This is a genomic window from Variovorax boronicumulans NBRC 103145 (genome assembly GCF_001591345.1).
GTDB classification, from domain to species: Bacteria; Pseudomonadota; Gammaproteobacteria; order Burkholderiales; family Burkholderiaceae_C; genus Variovorax; species Variovorax boronicumulans.
Window position 1 is genome coordinate 1 of the sequence record NZ_BCUS01000060.1, and the last position, 20,855, is coordinate 20,855.

Annotated in this window: 18 protein-coding genes; 8 read left to right on the plus strand and 10 right to left on the minus strand. The window is 69.9% G+C overall.

Features of this window, described 5'->3' with window-relative positions; genetic code table 11:
- The 3 genes from VBO01S_RS17920 to VBO01S_RS17930 all read right to left on the minus strand — a co-directional run.
- On the minus strand, positions 1–1,947 hold a 1,947-nt coding region (locus VBO01S_RS17920; RefSeq protein WP_062477231.1), incomplete at its 3' end, for a winged helix-turn-helix domain-containing protein.
- Between the two features lie 46 nt (positions 1,948–1,993).
- Positions 1,994–3,025 carry an AraC family transcriptional regulator gene (locus VBO01S_RS17925; RefSeq protein WP_062477233.1) on the minus strand — a complete coding sequence of 344 codons (1,032 nt, stop codon included), beginning with the start codon at positions 3,023–3,025 and terminating at the stop codon, positions 1,994–1,996.
- Positions 3,026–3,048: 23 nt separating this feature from the next.
- A complete protein-coding gene (locus VBO01S_RS17930) occupies positions 3,049–4,020 on the minus strand; it encodes a quinone oxidoreductase family protein (protein WP_062477236.1) in 972 nt (323 codons plus the stop codon).
- A 196-nt stretch (positions 4,021–4,216) separates the two neighbouring features.
- Here VBO01S_RS17930 and VBO01S_RS17935 point away from each other — a divergent pair, with 196 nt between their 5' ends.
- Genes VBO01S_RS17935 through VBO01S_RS17945 form a run of 3 tightly spaced genes read left to right on the plus strand, consistent with a single transcriptional unit; the run spans position 4,217 to position 7,170 of the window.
- Entirely contained in the window at positions 4,217–5,188 is a 972-nt protein-coding gene (locus VBO01S_RS17935; protein ID WP_157627384.1) for a Bug family tripartite tricarboxylate transporter substrate binding protein, read from the plus strand.
- Between the two features lie 31 nt (positions 5,189–5,219).
- Positions 5,220–6,062: a TauD/TfdA dioxygenase family protein gene (locus VBO01S_RS17940; RefSeq protein WP_062477238.1), complete on the plus strand. Its 843-nt coding sequence runs from the start codon at positions 5,220–5,222 to the stop codon at positions 6,060–6,062.
- A 49-nt stretch (positions 6,063–6,111) separates the two neighbouring features.
- Positions 6,112–7,170: a beta-keto acid cleavage family enzyme gene (locus tag VBO01S_RS17945; RefSeq protein ID WP_062477240.1), complete on the plus strand. Its 1,059-nt coding sequence runs from the start codon at positions 6,112–6,114 to the stop codon at positions 7,168–7,170.
- 94 nt (positions 7,171–7,264) lie between these two features.
- Here the strand turns inward: VBO01S_RS17945 and VBO01S_RS17950 are convergent, their stop codons facing one another.
- Both VBO01S_RS17950 and VBO01S_RS17955 read right to left on the minus strand, forming a co-directional pair.
- On the minus strand, positions 7,265–8,305 hold the full coding sequence (locus tag VBO01S_RS17950; protein WP_062477242.1) for an AraC family transcriptional regulator: 1,041 nt from the start codon (positions 8,303–8,305) through the stop codon (positions 7,265–7,267).
- 25 nt (positions 8,306–8,330) lie between these two features.
- Positions 8,331–9,311, minus strand: coding sequence for a Bug family tripartite tricarboxylate transporter substrate binding protein (locus VBO01S_RS17955; protein WP_082818183.1), 981 nt, complete (start codon positions 9,309–9,311; stop codon positions 8,331–8,333).
- Between the two features lie 237 nt (positions 9,312–9,548).
- Here VBO01S_RS17955 and VBO01S_RS17960 point away from each other — a divergent pair, with 237 nt between their 5' ends.
- From VBO01S_RS17960 to VBO01S_RS17975, 4 genes are all read left to right on the plus strand, one after another.
- The gene (locus VBO01S_RS17960) at positions 9,549–10,607 is read left to right on the plus strand and encodes a beta-keto acid cleavage family enzyme (RefSeq protein WP_062477244.1); all 1,059 of its coding nucleotides are present in this window, start codon (positions 9,549–9,551) and stop codon (positions 10,605–10,607) included.
- Positions 10,608–10,719: 112 nt separating this feature from the next.
- Positions 10,720–11,874: an aromatic ring-hydroxylating oxygenase subunit alpha gene (locus tag VBO01S_RS17965; RefSeq protein ID WP_062477245.1), complete on the plus strand. Its 1,155-nt coding sequence runs from the start codon at positions 10,720–10,722 to the stop codon at positions 11,872–11,874.
- 129 nt (positions 11,875–12,003) lie between these two features.
- Positions 12,004–12,609 (plus strand): TetR/AcrR family transcriptional regulator, encoded by a 606-nt coding sequence (locus VBO01S_RS17970; RefSeq protein ID WP_062477248.1) that lies wholly within the window; start codon positions 12,004–12,006, stop codon positions 12,607–12,609.
- Between the two features lie 51 nt (positions 12,610–12,660).
- Positions 12,661–13,638 (plus strand): NAD(P)H-dependent flavin oxidoreductase, encoded by a 978-nt coding sequence (locus VBO01S_RS17975; protein WP_062477251.1) that lies wholly within the window; start codon positions 12,661–12,663, stop codon positions 13,636–13,638.
- 4 nt (positions 13,639–13,642) lie between these two features.
- On the opposite strand, the gene VBO01S_RS31875 is transcribed toward VBO01S_RS17975, so the two are convergent.
- The 4 genes from VBO01S_RS31875 to VBO01S_RS17995 are packed head-to-tail and all read right to left on the minus strand — an operon-like array spanning position 13,643 to position 17,811.
- The gene (locus VBO01S_RS31875) at positions 13,643–14,170 is read right to left on the minus strand and encodes a Csu type fimbrial protein (protein ID WP_169805062.1); all 528 of its coding nucleotides are present in this window, start codon (positions 14,168–14,170) and stop codon (positions 13,643–13,645) included.
- Positions 14,140–16,461, minus strand: a complete 2,322-nt coding sequence (locus VBO01S_RS17985) for a fimbria/pilus outer membrane usher protein (RefSeq protein ID WP_169805063.1) — start codon at positions 16,459–16,461, stop codon at positions 14,140–14,142. Before VBO01S_RS17985 ends, VBO01S_RS31875 begins: the two co-directional genes overlap by 31 nt.
- Before the next feature lies 1 nt (position 16,462).
- Positions 16,463–17,272 (minus strand): fimbrial biogenesis chaperone, encoded by an 810-nt coding sequence (locus tag VBO01S_RS17990; RefSeq protein WP_062477260.1) that lies wholly within the window; start codon positions 17,270–17,272, stop codon positions 16,463–16,465.
- A gap of 8 nt (positions 17,273–17,280) precedes the next feature.
- Positions 17,281–17,811, minus strand: coding sequence for a Csu type fimbrial protein (locus VBO01S_RS17995; protein ID WP_070062075.1), 531 nt, complete (start codon positions 17,809–17,811; stop codon positions 17,281–17,283).
- 397 nt (positions 17,812–18,208) lie between these two features.
- Here VBO01S_RS17995 and VBO01S_RS18000 point away from each other — a divergent pair, with 397 nt between their 5' ends.
- Complete coding sequence (locus tag VBO01S_RS18000) at positions 18,209–18,898, plus strand: EAL domain-containing protein (protein ID WP_062477265.1); 690 nt, start codon at positions 18,209–18,211, stop codon at positions 18,896–18,898.
- A 27-nt stretch (positions 18,899–18,925) separates the two neighbouring features.
- Here the strand turns inward: VBO01S_RS18000 and VBO01S_RS18005 are convergent, their stop codons facing one another.
- Positions 18,926–20,824 (minus strand): GspE/PulE family protein, encoded by a 1,899-nt coding sequence (locus VBO01S_RS18005; protein ID WP_062477268.1) that lies wholly within the window; start codon positions 20,822–20,824, stop codon positions 18,926–18,928.
- Positions 20,825–20,855: the final 31 nt, after the last annotated feature.

Sequence of the window (20,855 nt, forward strand, 5' to 3'; positions counted from 1 at the left end):
GTCCAGCGCGTCCAGCAGTTCCAGCGCGCGGTGCTCGGCGCCTTCGGCCGCCGCGATGCGCGCCGCCGTGCGGTAGGCCTGCAGCAGCGATTCGGGCAGGCCGCTGTGCTCCAGCACGTCGAGGCGGTCGGCCAGCAGCGTGGCGGCGTCGCCCGGCAGGTCGCGCTCCCAGGCCACCGACGCGAGCAGCGCGGCCAGGTTGCAGCTGAAGCGGTGGCGCCGGCCCATCTCGGCCTCGGCGCCGGCCACAGCGGGCCGCAGCAGCTGCTCGGCCAGCAGCACCTGGCCCTCCCACGCATAGCTCAGGCCGATGACCAGTTCGCTCCAGCGCCGGATGTAGTCGACGCCGTGGCCCGGGTGCCCGCGCAGGGCCTGCTGCTGGCGCAGGCGCGCGAGCGCGGGCTCGCCCTCGAGCAGCGCGCGGTAGGCCATGCGGTTGGCGTGCGACTGCAGCAGCAGCGGGTCGGTCAGCGGCACGGCCTCGGTCCAGGGCGCGTGCAGTTCGACGAAACGGTCGGGGTCGTCAGCGAACACGGCCGCGCCGCCCAGGATCAGCGCGCATTCGCAGCGCAGTGCATCGCTCACGCCGGGCTGCGCCAGGATGCGCGCCACGAAGCGGCCGGCTTCTTCGTGCCGCTCGCTCGATGCGAGCGTCCATGCCGCGGCCAGCAGCAGGCGCGGGCGACGGTCGAGTTCGTCGGCCGGCATCTGCGCCATCCATTCGAGCACCGTGGCCTGCCGACCGCGCCGCATGAGCGATTCGTACAGGCTGCGCTCCGCGAGCTCGTAGGCGGTCTGGTGCTGGCCCGCGCTCAGCGCGTGGTGGGCGGCCTCGTCGAGCAGCTCGTGCGCGGCCAGCCACTGTGCCGCGCGCGCATGCGCCGCCACCTGTTCGGCGGCGTCGAGTGCGGCGAAACGCTGGCGCAGCACGTCGCGCGCCAGCGCATGCATGCGCAGCCACTCGCCCCCTTCGGCGGCGGCGAACACCGGCGTGTCGTTGCTCAGCCGCGCCAGCCGCGCTGCGGCGTCGTCGACGCCGGAGACGGCGCGGCACAGCTCGGGATGCAGCAGGTCGAGCACGGCGATGCGGGCCAGGAAGTCGCGATCGGGGGGGTCGAGGTTGACCAGCAGCAGCCGCACCAGCTCGCCCTGCAGCTCGCCGGCGGCGGCCGTCATGTCGCCCAGCACCGTGTGCGCGGCGTGCGCGTCGGCACCGCGCGCGATGATGGTCGTGGCCAGCTGCAGGCCCAGCGGCCAGCCTTCGGTCAGCTCGTGCAGCCGGGCGGCGGTGTTGCGGTCGACGCGCGCGCCGAAGCGCGCCTGCACCAGCTGCAGCGTTTCGTCGAGGCTGAACTTCAGCAGCGCCGGGCCGATCTCCACGCACTGCCCGTAGGCCACGAGGTCTTCGATGTCGAGCCGGCCGTCGGGGCGCGTGGCGATCAGCGTGCGCACGTTGGGCGGCGCATTGCGCAGCAGGTAGGCCAGCGCCTCGCGCGAGGCCGGCGGCAGGCGGTCGGCCTCGTCGATGACCAGCACCACGTTCAAGGCCGCCTGCGCCAGCTCGGCCAGCAGCGCCGTGACGCTGCCGAGCGTGCCGGGCCGGTCGTCCTGGAACAGGCTGCGCCCGAACGCGGGGCGGCCCATGGCGACGCGCAGCGCCAGCGCCAGGCTCTGCACCAGCCGGCCCGGATCGTCCTGGCTCTGCGCCGAGACCCAGCCGACCGGCACGCCCAGGCCCAGGTACTCCAGCCGCCATTGCGCCAGCAGCGAGGTCTTGCCGAAACCCGAGGGCGCCTGCACCACGAACACCGCGTGGTCGCGCAGCGCGTCGGCGCTCGACAGGAGCCGCGCGCGAGAGACCAGGTGACGCGGGACACGGGGCGGCGTCACCTTGAGCAGCAGGTCGCGCGGGGCGCCGCTCGCATCGGGGGGCGGGAAAGTGGCCAAGGCTCGTTCGTGCTCGTGGAGGGAAGAACGGGCCCGATTCTCCACGTCAATCGCGCGAGGCCGAAGCGCGGCGCGGCGCTCCCCGCCGCGCGCGGCTGGCCTTCGCGCTGCAGCCGTACTGCGCATGGAACCAGCGCGACAGCCCGCTGGGCGCGCAGAAACCGAGCAGGCCCGCGACCTCGGCCAGCGGACGGTCGCCCTCCAGCACATGGCGCACGGCGAGTTCCTTGCGCACGTCGTTGACGATGGCCGAGAAGCTCTGCCCGTCGTTGGCGAGCCGGCGCTGGATCGTGCGGCATTCCACGCCCACGTGCGCCGACACCTGCGCGATGCTGCAGCGCCCGCTGGGCAGGAGCAGCAGCACCGCGCGCCGCACGTCGCCCGGCAGCGCGTCGCCGGGCGCAGGCGCTGCCGCGTCGAGCAGCTGCCGCGCATAGCGCGCCATGGCCGGGTCGGCCGAGGGGTTGGGCGCGTCCAGGTCGTCGCGCGCGCAGACGATGCCGTGGAAGTCCTGATCGAACGCGACGGCCGCGCCCAGCACGCGGTGGTGCGTGCGCAGGTCGCGCGGCGCGGGGTGCGCCAGGCACACGCGCCGGGGCTGCCAGTCGGCGCCGAGAAACTGGCGCAGCAGCCGCAGCATCACGCCCAGCGCCAGTTCGATGCGCTGGCGCGTGGCGCGGTGCGCCTTGCCAGGCTGCACTTCCTCGCGGATCACCACCACCTGGCCGAAGGCCTCGACCATCAGCGACAGCGAGCCGTTGAGCAGCGGCTGGTAGCGCATCAGCACGTCGAGCGAATCGCGCAGCGTCGGCTGCTCGCGCACCAGCAGGCCGACGGCCCCGAGGTTCGAAAGCCGCCGTCCCTCGGCCATGCACAGCCCGAAGCTGTCGTTGCCCGAACGCTCGGCCGAGGCCTGCAGCAGCGCGGCGACGCGGTCGACCGGAATCATCAGGTCGGGCTCGTCCAGCACGCGGGGACTCAGGCCGGCGTCCAGGAGCATGCGCGCCGGGTCGAGGCCGCTGGCGCGGGCGACCTCGCTGTAGTGGGTGAGGCTTGCCGCGCGGACCAGGGAGGACATCGCAAGTCCGCACGTGGCAGTTCTCAGGGCACGAGCACGGTGGCGCCGGTGGTCTTGCGGTCTTCGAGCGCGCGGTGCGCTTCGGCCGCGTCGGCCAGTGCGAAGCTCTGCTGAGGCTCGCTCACGATGCGGCCGGCCAGCACGTGGCCGAAGAGTTCGTCGGCCATTGACAGCATGTGCGGGCGCGGATGGATGTAGTGCACCATCGCCGGCCGCGTGAGCCAGATCGAGCCCTTCGCCGCCAGCAGCTTGGTGTCGAGGACCACGGCGCCCGACGACGTGCCGTTGCTCACCAGCGTGCCGCGCGGCTGCAGGCAATCGAGCGAGGCTTCCAGCGTGTCCTTGCCCACCGAGTCGTAGACGACCGGCACGCCCTTGCCCTCGGTGATCTCGCGCACACGCTGGGCGATGTTCTCGCGCGAGGTCACGATGGTGTGCGTGCAGCCGTTGGCCTTGGCGACCGCAGCCTTCTCGTCGGTGCTGACGGTGCCGATCATCGTGACGCCCATCGCACGTGCCCACTGGCAAGCAATGAGGCCCACGCCACCGGCGGCTGCGTGGTACAGGATCGTCTCGCCACCCTTCAGTGGATAGACCTGGCGGAACAGGTACTGCGCCGTCATGCCCTTCATCATCAGCGTGGCAGCGGTGCGATCGGAGATGCCATCGGGCAACGGGATCAGAACGTCAGCCGGCATCACGCGCACCTGCGAGTACGCCCCCTGCGGCCCGATGAGGTAGCCCACGCGATCGCCCACGCGGATGTCGGTCACGCCCGGGCCCACGGCTTCGACCACGCCCACGGCATCGGAACCGAGGCCATTGGGCAGTGCCAGCGGATAGCGCCCGGTACGGAAGTAGATGTCGATGAAGTTGACGGCGATGAGGCTGTGGCGCACGCGCGCCTGGCCCGGGCCGGGCTCGCCGACCTCGACGTGTTCGAGTTGGAGCACGTCGGCGCTGCCGGTCTCGTGGAAGCGGATGGCCTGGTTCATGGTGCGTCTCCTGGGGTGTGTGGGGCTGTATGGAACGGATTCTTGCGGCGCGTGGCGGCGGCGGGAAGCGTGGTCTTGGCGATGTCCCAAATTGGCAAATCGATGCCCCGATAAAGCAAGAAATGCGGGCGTGGTGCGCCGGATACTGACGGCATCGGCCCACCGAGGCCTGCAAGACAACAACCGGGGACACCCCATGAAACTGCTGCAATTTGCACGCGCCGCCGCCGTGGCGCTGGTCGGATGCTCGATGGCCCTCGGGGCCTGGGCGCTGGGCGACAAGCCCGTCAAGCTCATCGTTCCCGCGCCGCCGGGCGGCACGATGGACATCGTCGCCCGCGTCGTCGGGCAGCAGATGGCGCTGGACATCGGCCGTCCCGTGATCGTCGAGAACCGCCCCGGCGCGGGCGGCTCCATCGGCCTGCAGGCCATGCTGCAGGCGCCGGCCGACGGCAACACCATCGTGATGGCCGCCAGCAACGTGCTGGCCGAGACGCCGCAGGTCGTGAAGATGCCTTTCGATCCGCTGAAGGACGTGGTGCCCATCGGCTCGGTGGCGCGCTCGGGCGTGGTGCTCGTCACGGCCGCGAACTTTCCGGCCAAGGACTTCCAGGGCCTGCTCGCCGAACTGAAGACGCGCAAGGGCAAGGCCAGCTTCGCCAGCTACAGCCCCGGCACCGTGTCGCAGTACGCGGGCCTCATCCTCAGCGACCGCGCCGGGCTCGACCTGCAGCACATCGGCTATCCCGGCTCGCCGCCCGCGCTGCAGGACCTCTTGGGCGGCCAGGTCGACCTGATGTTCGACGGCATGCTCACCTCGATGCCGCTCATCAAGGCCGGCAAGCTGCGCCCCTATGCCTTCACCGGCAAGACCCGCTCGCGCTTCCTGCCCGACTTGCCCACCACCACCGAGCTGGGCTACCCCGACCTGCAGTTCCGCGGCTGGGTCGGCTTCATCGGCTCGGCCAAGCTGCCGGGCGACGTGATGGCCAGGCTCCATGCCGCGATCGAGAAGGCCGGCCAGGCGCCCGCCGTGCAGCAGAAGCTGCTCGACGTGGGCCTGGAGCCCGAGCTCAGCGTCGACACGCCCGCGCTCATCGCCGAGACCCGCGCGCTGTCCGAGCGCAACGCCGCCATCGTCAAGAAGTACCGCATCCAGGCGAACTGAGCGGCACGCGCCATTCCATCGGAGACCTCTCATGAAGATCAGACCCCTCACGCCGTCCATCGGCGCCGAAATCTCGGACGTCCACCTGGGCGAGGCCTCGCGCGACCCCCAGTGCTTTGCGTCGATCCGCGCCGCGCTGCTCAAGCACAAGGTGCTTTTCTTCCGCGGCCAGGACATCGAGCGCGCCGAGCACGTCGCCTTCGCACGCTGCTTCGGCGAACTGGAAGACCACCCCGTGGTCGGCAGCGACCCCGAGCACCCGGGCCTCGTGCGCATCTACCGCAGCGACAACAAGCACAGCTACGAGAACACCTACCACTGCGACGGCCTGTGGCGCCAGAGCCCCGCCATGGGCGCGGTGCTGCGCTGCATCGAGTGCCCCGAGGTCGGCGGCGACACCATCTGGGTGAACATGGTGCAGGCGCACGACGAGCTGCCCGAAGAGATCAAGCACAAGATCGGCAAGCTGCGCGCCAAGGCCAGCATCGAGCATTCCTTCGGCGCCGTGATGCCGATGGAAGCGCGCCTCAAGCTGGGCCAGGACCATCCGCCCGTGGAGCACCCCGTGGTGCGCACGCACCCCGAGACCGGCGAGAAGGTGCTCTACGTGGGCAGCTTCACCACCCACTTCGTGAACTACAGCACCCCCGAGAACGTGCGCCACGGCATCGACAAGACACCGGGTGCGGCGCTGCTGCTGAACTACCTGCTCAGCCGCGCCACCATTCCCGAGTACCAGGTGCGCTGGTCGTGGCAGCCGGGCGACGTGGTCGTCTGGGACAACCGCAGCACGCAGCACTACGCGCTGAACGACTACTGGCCTGCGCCACGAAAGATGGAACGCGCCGGCATCGTCGGTGACGTGCCGTACTGAACATCGCCCCGCATCCGCCCCCCGCCTCGCCACCTGACAGACGCACGCCATGAACTTCCTCGACGGCCATCTCTTTCCCGAAAACCAGCAGCCGCTGATCATCACCGCCGCGCCCTATGCACCGGGCTGGCTTCCTTCCGACTTCCCGGGCGAGATCCCGGTCACGATGGAAGCGCAGATCCAGAAGGCGGTCGATTGCTACAACGCCGGCGCCACCGTGCTGCACCTGCATGTGCGCGAACTCGACGGCAAGGGCAGCAAGCGCCTGTCGAAGTTCAACGAGCTGATCGCCGGCGTGCGCGCGCGCGTGCCCGAGATGATCATCCAGGTGGGTGGCTCGATCAGCTTCGCACCCGAGAGCGAAGGCGCCGCCGCCAAGTGGCTGAGCGACGACACGCGCCACATGCTGGCCGAGCTGGAGCCCACGCCCGACCAGGTGACGGTGACGGTCAACACCTCGCAGATGAACGTCACCGAGCACGCCGAGCTGGCGGACTTCAAGGGCACCTCGCGCGAGATCCCGGCCATCTTCGAGGCCTACAAGGAGATGACGGTGCCGGCGCAGCCGGGCTGGGTCGAGGAGCACATCCGCCGCCTCACGAAGGCGGGCATCCAGAGCGCCTTCCAGTGCTACAACATCAACAGCTTCGAGTCGGTCGAGCGGCTCATGCGGCGCGGCGTCTACAAGGGACCGCTGGTGATGAACTGGGTGGCGATCAGCGGCGGCATGGACGCGCCGAACATCTACAACCTGGCCAACTTCGTGCGCGCCGTGCCCGACGGCGCCGTGCTCACGGTGGAAAGCTCGGTGCGCAACGTGCTGCCCGTGAACATGATGGGCATCGCCATGGGCCTGCATGTGCGCTGCGGCACCGAGGACGTGCTGTGGAACCAGACGCGCACCGCCAAGATCGGCACGGTGGCGCAGATCGAGCAGCTGGTCGCCATCTCGCGCCAGTTCGGCCGCCCCATCGCCACGGCGCAGCAGGCGCGCGAGATCTCGAAGATCGGCGTGTTCTACGAGACGGCCGAGGAGTCGCTCGCCGCCAACGGCTTCGCGCCGAACCGCAACGGAGGCAACCAGGGCTTCCTGCGCAAGGCGGCCTGAGAAGAAGGACGATGGCGATGACGAGGCGTTTCACGCGCGCCGCCTGGCGCCTGCTGGAGGGCATCGCGCATGCCCTGCGCCACGAAGACCTGGTTCAGAACGCGCGCACCGCGCCCTGAGCCACCGCGCCGGCCGTCTGCTTGCTCCACTGCGAGGCGCTGCAGCCGAAGTGGTGGCGAAACCAGTGGCTGAAGCTGCTGGGCCCTGAAAACCCCAGCAGCTCGGCCACCTCGCTCAGCGGCAGGTCGCTGTCGCGCAGGTGGCGCTTCACGAGGTCGGAGCGCACGTCGTCGAGCAGGCGGCTGAAGGTGAGGCCTTCGGCCTCGAGCCGGCGGTGCAGCGTGCGGCGGTCCACGCGCAGGTGCCGCGCCACTTCCTGCGCCGTGCAGCCGCCGCCGGGCATCAGCGCCAGGATGAGTTCGCGGCAGGCCTCGCGCGTGCTCTCGCCGCGGTCTTTCAGCGCGGCTTCGAGGTACTCGCGCGCGAAACGCGCCACGCCCTGGTCGCCCGATTCGCGCGGCTTGCGCAGGTCGGCCGCCAGGCACACGAGGCCGTTGAAATCCTGGTTGAACTTGACGTTGCGACCGAAGAAGGCGCGGTGCGCCGCCATGTCCGCCGGCGGGCGGTGCGTGAAGCACACCTGCTGCGGGCGCCACTGCGGATCGATCAGCTCGCCGAGGATGCGAAACATGATGCCCACGGCCAGCTCCATCGACTGGCGCATCGGCAGCCCGGGGCTGGGCAGCAGGTCTTCCTGGATGATGACCATGTCGCCCGTGTCCTCGAGGCGAAAGCTCAGCGAGGCGTTCACCAGCTTCAGGTAGCGGCCCAGCGTGTCGAGCGCGTCGCGCGGCGTGGGCTCTTCCTTGAGCACGACGCTGATGGGGCCCAGCGCCGACAGCTTGCGCTGCGCCGCCAGCCGCAGCGCGAAATCTTCGGTGCGCGTGGCGCGCGCGGTGATCTCGAGCAGCTCGCGCACGGCGTCGCCGGGGATCAGCGTTTCGGGGTGCTCGAGCAGCTGCGCCTTCAGCCCCACGGTGCGCATGAAGGCATGCGGGTCGCGGCCGAGCGACTGCACCAGCTCCACGTAGCCGCTGAGGCTCGCGCTGCGCATCAGTCGACCGAGGTGCTTCATGGTGGCTGTGGGAAGGGCCCCGCGTTCACTCGGGGCTGATCTTGAGTTGCAGTTTCTCGATGATGGCCCGATTGTGGGCGGTCGTGGCGTCCAGCGTCTGGCGCAGCTGCACCAGCGTCGCCTCGCGCGGCAGATCGTAATTCTGCGCGAGCAGCGCCTCGCGGAACTTCGGCGCCTGCACGGCCCGGGCCACCTCGGCGCGGATTTTCTCCTGCAGCGCCGGCGGCATGCTGCTGAGCACGAACACGCCCACGCTCGCGTCGGGCATCACGAAGTCGGGCAGGCCCAGCTCGCCGAAGGTGGGCACGTCGGGCAGGAAGCGCGAGCGTTTCGACGACGCTACGGCCAGCGCCTTGATCTTGCCGCTGCGGATCTGCGAAGTGACGTTGCTCACCACCTCGAAGGTCAGCTGCACCTGGTTGCCCATGAGGTCGACCAGCGCCGGCGCCGAGCCCTTGTACGGCACCACGAGGATGTCGTTGCCGCTGCGCGCGCGCAGCATCTCGCCCAGCAGGTTGGAGCGCGTGCCCGTGCTCAGGTTGGCCACGCTGACCGAGCGCGGATGTTGTTTGGCATGCGCCAGCAGGTCGTTCACCGTGTTCGGCGGGAAGCCGGCATTGGCCACCAGCACATGGAACATGCCCGTCACCTCGCCGACGTAGGTGAAGGTCTTGAGCGGGTCGAAGGGCGTCTTCACCGTGAGCGGAATGTCGGACAGCAAGCTCGACGGCCCGACCATCAGCGTGTAGCCGTCGGCCGGCGCAGCCATCAGCGCGCGCTCGGCAATGACGGCGGAGCCGCCCGGCTTGTTGTCCACCAGCACGGTCTGGCCGAGGTTCGTGCGCAGCTGTTCGGCGAGCAGCCGCGCCGCCGCGTCGGAGATGCCGCCCGGCGGCGCGGGAACGATCAGCCGGATGGGCTTGTCGGGCCAGGCCTGGGCCGAGGCTGTGCCGCAGCACAGCGCGGCCAGGAAGAGAAGGGAGGCTCGCAGCAGATGCAGACACATGGTTCGTCCTCAGGTGGAAGAGACAAGAAGGGCGTGCGGATTCTGTGGCGCCACCTCTGCTGGATGCTTGGCGCCACGCGTCGGCCACTTACCGGATCGCGACAGCGACACCTGTCTTTGCACGCGCCGTTCCAATGCCCCAGAAAAACAAAACCGCGCCCCCGATGAGCAAGAAGTTTTCGCAGCTGCGCCAGAAACTTTGGCTGCAAGCGCAACCCTTTCACCGGAGACAACCCCATGAACTTCCTCGACGGCCACCTGTATCCAGAGAACCAGCAGCCCCTGATCATCACGGCCGCGCCCTATGCACCGGGCTGGATTCCCGCCGACTTCCCGGAAGACATTCCGGTCACGATGGAAGAGCAGATCCAGAAGGCGGTCGATTGCTACGAAGCCGGCGCCACCGTGCTGCACCTGCATGTGCGCGAGGCCAACGGCAAGGGCAGCAAGCGCCTGTCGATGTTCAACGAACTGATCGCCGGCGTGCGCGCCCGCGTGCCCGAGATGGTCATCCAGGTGGGCGGCTCCATCAGCTTCGCGCCCGAGGACGACGGCGCCGCCGCCAAGTGGCTCAGCGACGACACGCGCCACATGCTGGCCGAGCTCACGCCCAGGCCCGACCAGGTCACGGTGACCGTCAACACCACGCAGATGAACGTGACCGAGCACGCGGGCCTGGACGACTTCAAGGGCCTGTCGCGCGGCGACCCGCGGCTGTACTCGACCTACAGGGACATGATCGTTCCCTCGAACCCCAGCTGGGTGGAAGAGCACATCCGCCGCCTCACGGCCGCGGGCATCCAGAGCGAGTTCCAGTGCTACAACATCAACAGCTTCGAGACCATCGAACGCATGATCCGCCGCGGCGTCTACAAGGGCCCGCTGGTGATGAACTGGGTGGCCATCAGCGGCGGCATGGACCAGGCGAACATCTACAACCTGGCCAACTTCCTGCGCGCCGCACCCGACGGCGCGGTGGTCACCGTGGAGAGCTCGGTGCTCAACGTGCTGCCCGTGAACATGATCGGCATCGCCCTGGGCCTGCACGTGCGCTGCGGCATCGAGGACGTGCTGTGGAACCAGACCCGCACCGGCAAGATGAGCTCGGTCGAGCAGATCAAGCAGCTCGTGCGCATCGCGACCGAGTTCGGCCGCCCCATCGCCACGGCGCAGCAGGCGCGCGAGATCATGAAGATCGGCGTGTTCTACGAAACCACCGAAGAGACGCTGCAGGCCAACGGCTTCGCGCCCAACCGCAACGGGGCGCAGCAGGGCTTCCTGCGCAAGCCGGCCTGATACCGCTTCCACCGCTTCCCCGGGGGGCGGTTGACGTACCGACTGGTCAGTCGGTAGACTGGGCCGATCGCGCAGCTCACCGGGCTGCATCGCATCGCACAGAAAGCCCCCGATGAGCGAGAACTTCGCAGCCGAACTCCATCGCCGAGCGACCACGGCCCTGCAGGCCGGGCGCGCCGACGCGCAAGGGGAGGGCGACCGTGTGCCGGTCGGTCAGTACACCGACGAGGCCATCGCACGCGACGAGCGGCGGCTGCTGCAGCGGCATCCGCAGCCGGTGGCCGCCAGCGCCTCGCTCGCGTCGCCCGGTGCCTGGCTGTCGCTCACGCACACCGGCGTGCCGCTGCTGCTGGTGCGCCAGGAGAACGGGCAGGTGCAGGCCTTCTTGAACGTGTGTCGCCACCGCGGCGCGCGCGTGGTGCCCGAGGGCAGCGGCAGCGAAGCGCGCGCCTTCGTCTGCCCATACCACGCGTGGACCTACAAGCCCGACGGCGCCTTGCGCGGCGTGCCCGAGTCCTTCGGCTTTCCCTGCCTGAAGCAGGACGAGTCGGGCCTGCGCCGGCTGGCCACGGTCGAGCGCGCGGGCGTGGTCTGGGTCGTGTGCGATCCGTCGCAGGCGGACAGCGACCCCGGCGCGCACCTGGGCGCGCTCATGGACAACCTCGAGTCGCTGGCCGGGCTGCGCGCGCCCGTGGCCTATGCGCCGCGCACGTACGAGGTCGAGGCCAACTGGAAGCTGCTGGTCGACGGTTCCTTCGAGGCCTACCACTTCAAGGTGGCGCACCGCGACACCATCGCCCACATGTTCCTGCACAACCTGCAGGTGATCGACGAGTTCGACCTGAACCGGCGCCTGTACCTGCTCAAGTCGAAGTTCCAGGAGCACCGGCCCGACGCCGCCGGTTTCGATCCGCGCCGCTACGGCAACCTGACCTACTTCTTCTTTCCCAACACGACCATCCTGGTGCAGCCCGACCACGCGCAGCTCAGCATGCTGGAGCCGCTGGGCGCCGCGCGCACGCGCGTGCACGAGCTCACGCTGATTCCCGAGGCGCCGGCCTCGGAGAAGGCCACGGCGCACTGGGACGCGAACGTGGCGCTGTACCGGCGCACGCTCGCGGAAGACTACGCGCTGGCCGAGTCGATCCAGGCCGGGCTGGCGTCGGGCGCGAACGACGCGCTCAGCTTCGGCACCTTCGAGTACAGCGCGCCGCGCTTCCATGCGCAGCTCGCGCAGCAGGTGGCGGCGATGCCGGCCGCACGCTGACGCGCGAGGGTGTCGCGCGTGCAACAACCAGACCACAAGACACAAGAAAGAATGGCGCGCATCGCGTCTGATCGCCGGTCGCGTCTTCGCGGCATGCGCTCGTCTGCGTGACGCTTTCCAGAACCGCCGATGGCCACCCTTGCCCCTTCCCGTAAAGAAACGATCCTCGCGCGTGCCGAGCAGCACTTTGCCGACCACGGCTTCCAGGGCGCATCGCTGTCGGCCATCGCGCGCGACTGCGAGGTCGGCAACCCGGGGCTGCTGCACCACTTTGCGAGCAAGGAGGTGCTGTACCGCGCCGTGCTCGAGAAGCAGGCCGAGGACCTGACGGCGCGCATCTGCAAGCGCGTCGAGGCGGCCCCCGACCTGCCTGCGCGGCTGCAGGCGTTCGTCGCGCTGCAGGTCGAGTGGATGCATGCGCGGCCCACGGGCTTCAAGCTCGTCACGCGCGAACTGCTCGACAACGCCGAGCGCATCCAGCACGCGCAGACCCGGCCGCTCGAAGGCTTCCTGCAAGCCAGCCTGGGCCTGGTGGCCGCGGCGCAGGCGGCCGGCCTCGTGCGCGACGACCTGTCGGCCGTGGTGGTGCTCACGCTCATCTTCGGCACGCTCAACTACGCCAAGATGGCACGGCCCACCTTCGCCAAGACCTTCGCCGAGCCCGCGCTGAAGAGCGACACGGCCTGGATGAAGGCGATGGCGCGCGACGTGTTGCGCGTCATCTCGCCGCCCTGATTTTTTCTTTCTCTCTTTCCTTCCCAGCAACCCCGACCAAAGGACGTTCCCTTGAAAACCCGCATCACCGAACTCTTCGGCATCCGCCACCCCATCATCCAGGGCGGCATGCACTACGTCGGCTTCGCCGAGCTGGCCGCGGCCGTCTCCAACGCCGGCGGCCTGGGCATCATCACGGGCCTCACGCAGAAGACGCCCGAGCTGCTGGCGCGCGAGATCGCGCGCTGCCACGAGATGACCGACAAGCCCTTCGGCGTGAACCTCACCTTCCTGCCGACCTTTGCCTCGCCGCCGTACCCCGAGTACATCGCGGCCATCGTCGAAGGCGGCATCAAGGCCGTGGAAACCGCGGGCCGCAGCCCCGAGGCCTACATGCCGGCGCTGAAGGCCGCGGGCATCAAGGTGATCCACAAGTGCACCTCGGTGCGCCACGCGCTCAAGGCCGAGCGCATCGGCTGCGACGCGGTGAGCGTCGACGGCTTCGAGTGCGGCGGCCACCCCGGCGAGGACGACGTGCCCAACATGATCCTGCTGCCGCGCGCAGCCGAAGAACTGAAGATCCCGTTCGTCGCCTCGGGCGGCATGGCCGACGGCCGCAGCCTCGTGGCCGCGCTCGCGCTGGGCGCCGAGGGCATGAACATGGGCACGCGCTTCATCGCCACCAAGGAAGCGCCGGTGCACGCCAACGTGAAGCAGGCCATCGTCAACGCCTCGGAGCTCGACACGCGCCTGATCATGCGTTCGCTGCGCAACACCGAGCGCGTGATCAACAACGCGGGCGTGGAGCGCCTCATGGAGATCGAGCGCGCCAAGGGCGACGCGCTGAAGATCGACGACATCATGGACCAGGTCGCCGGCATCTACCCGAAGGTGATGACCGAGGGCCACATGGACGCCGGCGCCTGGAGCTGCGGCATGGTGGCCGGGCTGATCCACGACGTGCCCAGCTGCGCGGAGCTTATCGACCGCATCATGGCGCAGGCCGATGAACTCATCGCCAAGCGCCTGGCGGGCATGCTGAGGGGCTGAGCTTTCAGTACGTCACGGTCACCGTGATGGTGCTGCTGTAGGGACCCGGTGCCACGTACTGGCCGGCCGGAATGCGGCCGTAGACGGTGTAGTCCCTCGACACCGTCGTGCCCAGCACGGAGGCCGTGATGTTGTAGCTGTCCGAGACGTTGCTGGCGTTCCAGACAGTACCGTGCGTGTTGGAGGTGTAGAGGTTGTAGCCCAGCGGCGTGCTGCTGACCGGGCCCACCATCTGCCGGCTGGTGATGGCGCCGGCCGAGCCCGCGTCGAGGCCGATCGTGTAGGACAGGTTCACCAGCAGGGCGACCAGGGAAGTGACCTTGCCGACGACGGTGATGGTCGTGGTGTTGTCCTTGGGCGTTGCAACGGCGGGATCGTAGTTGCCGAAGGCCAATGGCGTTGCCGCAGTGACTGTGACAGTGCAGGTGAACACCCCCAGGCCCGTGCACGCGGCCCGCGACGCGCCCGGGGCCAGCAGCCCCGCCAGCGCCAACGCGGCGGTCAGCGCGGGGACGGCGACACGGGTTCGCATCGGTAAGGTCCCATCGAGGGCAGTGCGCCAGCGGCGCGGTCGGGCGCGCCCAGCGTGAAGCGGCAATGCCCGCTCTTCCATCGCGCCTCGAAGCGTTCGTTCGGCTGCGGGTCGTCGACCGACACCAGCCCGTTGAAGCCCGACAGCAGCGAGGTGCCGCGCGCCGGCCGCATCACGTCGATGCCCGGTGGCAGCGGACTGCCGTCGGGTAGCAGCACCGTGACGTTCGCGATGGTGTCGCGCGCGATGTCGAAGCTGGCTTGCGCCACGCCCTTGTAGCGCGGCACCACGCGCAGCACGTCGCTGCGCACCTGCGCCTCGATCGGCAGGTCGCCGTTGTCGATGCTGATGTGGTTGGGCTCGTAGGCGCGCAGGCCCGAGACGACGGCGCGGCCTTCGCTGTCGGTGGTGGTCCAGGGCTGGTTCTCGCGGTAGACCTTCACGCCGGCGGCGCCGGGCACGGTCACGAGCGCGAAGGCGTCGTCCGACTGGCGGGTGGCAAAGCCCACGCCGCCCGCGAAGCCCACGGCGCCGCTGGCGCGCAGGCGCACGGCGGTCTGGCCCTGGGCGCGCGCGGCTTCGGCCGTCAGCATGCCGTAGCGACCGCGCCAATCGACCGCGGCCTCGCTGCGCGCGTTCTCGCCGTCGGCGGCGCGCAGCCGGTAGCCCCAGCCGGTGTCGTTGGGCGGCTGCTGCACCCACTCGGCCACGGCCGAATGGCCGCCCGGCTTCTGCTGCTGCACCGAGAGCGTGGCGTGCTGGCGCTCGCCGAGCGTGAAGCTGAGGCTCAGGTTCACCGAGGTGATGGAGCGCTTGCCGTCCTGGCGCGTGTGGGCCACCGAGGTGCCGAGCCAGGCGTTGCCGCCCAGGCTGATCGACCAGCTGGCGGTGGTCACGCCGATGTGCTCGCCGGTGTTGTAGCGCAGCCGCGTGTGGCTCGCGCCCAGCGTGCCGTAGCGGCCCAGCGAGCGGCCTGCGAAGAGTTGGGTCTGTGCGTCGGTGTGCACGGGGCTGTCGTGCCAGGCGATCTGCGTGAAGCCGCGGCTGGCCACCTGGCGGCTCACGGAGAAGTTCCATTCGTCGCTGGTGCGCGTGTAGGCGGCGCGCCAGAGGCGGCCGCTGTCGCCGTCCTTGCTGCGGCTGGCGGCGCCGTGCAGCGAGAGCTCGCCCAGCGTGCCCCAGACCCAGGTCACGCCGGCGCCCGCGGTCTGGCTGCGCGCACTGGCCTCGCCGCGCGCCTCGATGGTCACGCCGTCGTTCACGCCGTGGCGCCAGGTGCCGGCGACGAAGGGCGGGCCGTAGTCGAAGCTGCGCTCGCCGTAGCGCAGCCGTGTCCAGCCGGCTTCGAGCGAGTAGTCGGACAGGCCCGCGCGCAGCAGGTTCGAGCTCACGTAGTAGGGCGTGGTCACGGTGCGCTGCACGCCCAGCGCGTCGGTGACGGCGAAGCGCATCTCGCCCGCGCCGGTGAGCACGGGCACGTCACTGAGCGCGAAGGGGCCGGCGTCCACACGGCGCTGGTAGCGCAGCGTGTCGTTCACATACACCTCCACCGCCGACGGCACGGCCGCGCCGCCGCGCAGGGTCGGCATCGGGTAGCTGATGAAGCCCGGCTGCAAGCCGAAGCGGGTGCCGAACTGCACGCCGCCGAAGCGAAAGGGCGTGGACCATGCGGCGGCCTGCGTGATCGTGTCGCCCACCGTGAGGCGCGTGAGCCGGGCGGGGTCGTCGCGGCGGAAGTAGCTGTCCAGCCGCGTCGTGCCGCGTCCGCCGAATGCGGACTGGCCCGCGACGAGGCTCGTGCCCACCAGGCCCCAGTCGGCCGACGCAGCCGCATCGAAATAGCCGGAGGCGCGCGTGCCTTCGCGGTCGTGCTGCAAGGCCAGGTCGTAGTTGAGAAAGGCCCCGAAGGCCGAGGCCGACAGCGGTGGGCGGTCGCCCGCATGCGCATGCACGGTGCCCAGCGTGAACGCTTCGGCGGGCACGCTCAGGTCCACGCTCTGGGCGCCTTCGTCGAGCTGCAGTTGCGCGCCCGGCAGCGCGCGCAGGTCGTAGTAGTCGGTGCCATCGCGCTGCAGCGCCGCGGTCGCAGGCCGCACCAGCCGCCAGGCCGCGAAGTCGGGCGCCGACGCCAGCAGCTGGGCGCCGCGCCGCAAGAGCGGCCGCGGCGCGGGCTGGCTCAGGCCGTTGATGCGCACGTCGAGGATCGCGGGCTGCACCTCGCCCGCCATGTCAGCGGGTGACGTCTGTGCGCAGGCCACGCGCAGGCCCAGCCAGCCGCAGCAGACCCACAAGCTAGCGTGGCGTGGCGGGCGCACGGGGCACGCGCACGGTGGCGCTGGACGACGCCTCGGGGGCATCGGTGGCGGCCTCGACATGCAGCCGGGTGTCGGGCGGCAGGGCGGGCAGTTCGATGTCGATGCCGGCCGACTGCCCGGCCAGCGCGTACTGCGACAGGCTCTTGCGCAGCAGCTCGGTGCCGTCCTCGCGGCGCACCACGAGCTGCGTGACCTGGATGTGCTCGCTGCCCTGGTTGTCGAACACCAGCCGCCAGGCGGTGCCTGCCGTGCCGGTGGCGCGCCCCGAAGGCTGCAGCGACCATTGCAGCGCGCGGCGCAGCTGCAGCGGCGGCACGAAGATCGGCACGCCGATGCGCAGCAGCGTCTGCACCTTCGCGCCCTCGGTGCCGTCCGCCGGCAGGGCCTGGTCGCGCGGCAGCTGGCGCAGGAAGACGCGGTAGCTGCGTTCGCCGGCGTCGGCCGGCACCTGCAGCCCGAGGCGCACGATCTGCCGCCCGCCCGGCGGCAGCCGGAAGATGGCCGGGTTGACCAGCACGTCGCGCGTGGGTTCGTAGGCATCGCGCCCGTCCTGCTGCGACCACGCCACCACCTCGGCCTGCACGGCGACCTCGGTGTCTTCGGCGTTGCCCATGGTGAGCGAGGCGACCGGGCGCTGCGGCGTGAGCACGATGCGCAGCGGCGCCACGCTGAGGCTGGTGGCCGCGGCGGGAGCGGGAGCGAGGGCGGCCAGCAGCAGGCCGGCCCCCCATGCGACTGGCAGCAGGGCGCGACGCATGCCGTGGCGGCCTGCGGTGAAGGCGGTCAACGGCGCCCTCAATAGGTCAGCGAGACCGTGATCGTGTCCGTGTAGTCGATGGCCGGCGCCGCGGTGTACTGCCCCGTGGGAATCAGGCCGTAGATCGTCTGTGTCTGCGGCGTCCCGTTGCCGACGTAGCCGGTGCCGGCGACGCTGTTGTCCCAGTTGGTCTGGTGCGCGCTGTCCTTGAAGAGGCCGTAGCCCAGCGTGTTGTTGCCGGCCGCCGCCGTGGGGCTGGTCATCAGGCGGTTCGTGATCGTTGCGCCCGAGCCGCCGCCCGCGCTCAGGCCGAGCGAGTAGGGCGTGCCGAAGGTGCAGGTCACGTTGAGGCTGGTGGTGCCGGCCAGGGCGGTGGCTGACGCCGGGTCGTACGGCCCGAACGCCAGCGTGGCCGGCGTGGTCATGAGGCAGGCCTTGAGCACCGTGGCCGTGACCTGAAAGGTCGTGGTCGTGGTGACCGCCTGCGCGGGCAGCAATGTCAACAAGGCACCGACGGGCAGCACGGTACGGGCCAGTGTGCGAAGGAGGGAGCGAGGCTGGTGGCGCATCGGACGGGACCTTTCATCGGTGACTGGAAACCCGGGAACGACAGTGAAAACCCACCCACCGTTTCCAGTAGTGGGCGCCCCCTTTCTAATCAATCTCTCCCCGATGGGACATAGGACGCGGCCCTGTCGTCGACAGCTTGCTACAGATTTTTCCGAGGCCGGGAGAGCTCATGAGTGATTTCGGTCTACAGCCTGGGCCGGGCCTAGGTCGGATGTCTTCATGGGGCGCGACCTCTTGTCGGAGGGGGTGGTGCGTGCGGTGTATAGAACCGTTTACATTTACGCTCTTGGGAGTCGCCATCCAACGCCATTGCAACCTTGCCCGCGAGGTCCATCCAACGTGATCGCCGAAATACATGCTGATGCCGCGCCTGCTGGCCTCGCCTCGGGGTTCACCATGGCGTTCCAGCCCATCGTGGACCTGGGCCGGCACGAGATCTATGCGCACGAGGCGCTGGTGCGCGGCCTCTCGGGCGAAGGCGCCGCCGAGGTGCTCGGGCGCGTCGATCCGGTCGACCGCTTCGCCTTCCACGAAGCCTGCCGCGTCAAGGCCATCGAGATCGCCTCGCGCCTGGGCATGAAGTCGCGCCTGAGCCTCAACGTCATGCCCAACGACGTCGCGGGGCAGGCCGAGTGCTTCCGCACCGCCATGGCTGCCGCCAAGCGCTGCAAGTTCCCGGTGCGCCAGCTGATGTTCGAGATCACCGAAGGCGAGCGCGTGCGCGACCTGCACGGCCTGGCCGACACCTTCCGCGCCTTCAAGCGCCACGGCTTCACTTCGGCCATCGACGACTTCGGCGCCGCCTACGCGGGCTTCGAGCTGCTGGCCGCGTTCCAGCCCGACGTGGTGAAGATCGATCTGAGCCTGATCCGCGGCATCCATGCCGACCCGGTGCGGCTGACCATCGTGCGCGGCTTCGTCGCCACCTGCGACGAGCTGCGCATCCGCGTGATCGCCGAAGGCGTGGAGGCGCCCGAAGAGGTGCGCGCCTTGCGCGAGATCGGCGTGGAGCTGTTCCAGGGCTACCTGTTCGCGCGGCCGGCCATCGCCACGCTGCCGGCGGTGGCGTGGGACGCCGCCGCCTGAGCCTTCCCTGACCTCAGACCTTCTGGGTCAGACGTTGCTGGTCGCGCGCACTTCCTCGAGCGTGGTCCGGCCCGCCAGCACCTTCTCGATGCCGTCCTGACGCAGCGTGCGCATGCCTTCGCGCATCGCGGCGTCCTGCAGTTCCTCGGCGCGCGCGCCGCCCTGCACCAGCCGGCGCAGTTCCCTCGACATCACCATCAGTTCGTGGATGCCCACGCGGCCCCGGAAGCCGGTGTCGTTGCAGTGCTTGCAGCCGGTGCTGGTGTAGGTCTGCAGCTGGCCGTCGCGCCCGTGGCGCTGCACCCACTCGGCGCGCACGGCGTCGCGCGCGGCCGGCGTGTCCTGCGCGCCGAAGGCGTGCATGTAGTCGGCCAGCAGCTCCTCGACCGCCTCGCTCGTCGCCGGGCGGCTCTGCACGCACTGCGGGCACAGGCAGCGCACCAGCCGCTGCGCCAGCACGGCCAGCAGCGAGTCGGCGAAGTTGAACGGGTCCATGCCCATGTCGAGCAGGCGCGTCACGGTTTCGGGCGCACTGTTGGTGTGCAGCGTCGACAGCACGAGGTGGCCGGTGAGCGAGGCCTCGATGGCGGTCCTGGCGGTCTCGGCGTCGCGGATCTCGCCGACCATGATCACGTCGGGGTCGGCGCGCACGAAGGCGCGCAGCGCCTTGGCAAAGGTCCAGTCGATGCGCGGGTTGACCTGCACCTGGCGCAGGCCCGGCTGCGTGATCTCGATCGGGTCTTCGGCGGTCCAGATCTTGCGCTCGGGCGTGTTGATGCGCATGAGCGCCGAGTGCAGCGTGGTGGTCTTGCCCGAGCCCGTCGGGCCCACGCACAGCACCATGCCGTAGGGCCGGTCGACCGCCTGCGAAAACTGCGCCAGGTTGCGCTCGGACAGGCCCAGCGCATCGAGCGCGATGGGCTTGGCCGAGGCCAGAATGCGCATCACCACGTCTTCCAGGCCGTTGTTGGTCGGGATGGTGGCCACGCGCAGCTCGATGCGGTGCTGCGGCGAGTACTTCGAGAAGTTGATCTTGCCGTCCTGCGGCTTGCGCTTTTCGCTGATGTCCAGGTCGCACATGATCTTCACGCGCGCGACCACCGCGTTGCGGTAGCTGGGCGGCAGCTCCAGGTAGGTGTAGAGCCGGCCGTCGCGGCGAAAGCGGATGCGCGTCTTTTCCTGCCCCGGGTCGCTCTCGATGTGGATGTCGGAGGCGCCCTCGCGGTGCGCTTCGAGGATCATGCTGTTGATCATGCGCACCAGCGAGTTGTCCGACTGCTCCACGGGCGGCTCGCCGGCGGCCGGTGCGGCGGCCGATTCTTCCTTCTCGAGCGTCTTCAGCAGCGTGCTGGTGCCCGTCATGTCGAACTCGAGCGGACGCATCGGGTCGTTCATGTCGATCACCGGGCGCTCGGCCGCCACCTGGCCGACCTTCTCGTAGGCCTTGTGCAGCACGCCGTCCAGGTCCAGGCACTGGCCCAGCACGGGAAGCACCTTCATCTGCGCGATGAACTCCACCTCGTCGATCACCGCGTGCCGGTTGACCGGGTCGTCGAGCGCCACCACCAGGCGCCCGCCGTGCAGCATGAGCGGCATGACCTGCAGGCGCCGCGCGGCTTCGTGGCCGACCTTGCGCAGCGCGTCGGCCGCGGCCGGAAACACATGCAGGTTCACCAGCGGGTAGCCCATCTTGCGCACCAGCGCGGTCTGCAGCTGGCCGCGGCTCACGACGCCCATGCGCACCAGCGTCTCGCCCAGCGGCACCGTGGGCTCGCGCTGCTGCTGCTGGAGCGCCGCGTCGAGTTGCGCCTGCGTGATCATGCCCAGCGACATCAGCGCCTGGCCGATGCGCGCGATCGGCATGCGGCTTTGCAGGTCGAGCTCCTGCACGAGCTGTTCGGGCATGACGACTTCGGTGGCTGCCATGGATGGGTCTCCTGGTGGGGGTGAGGGGGTG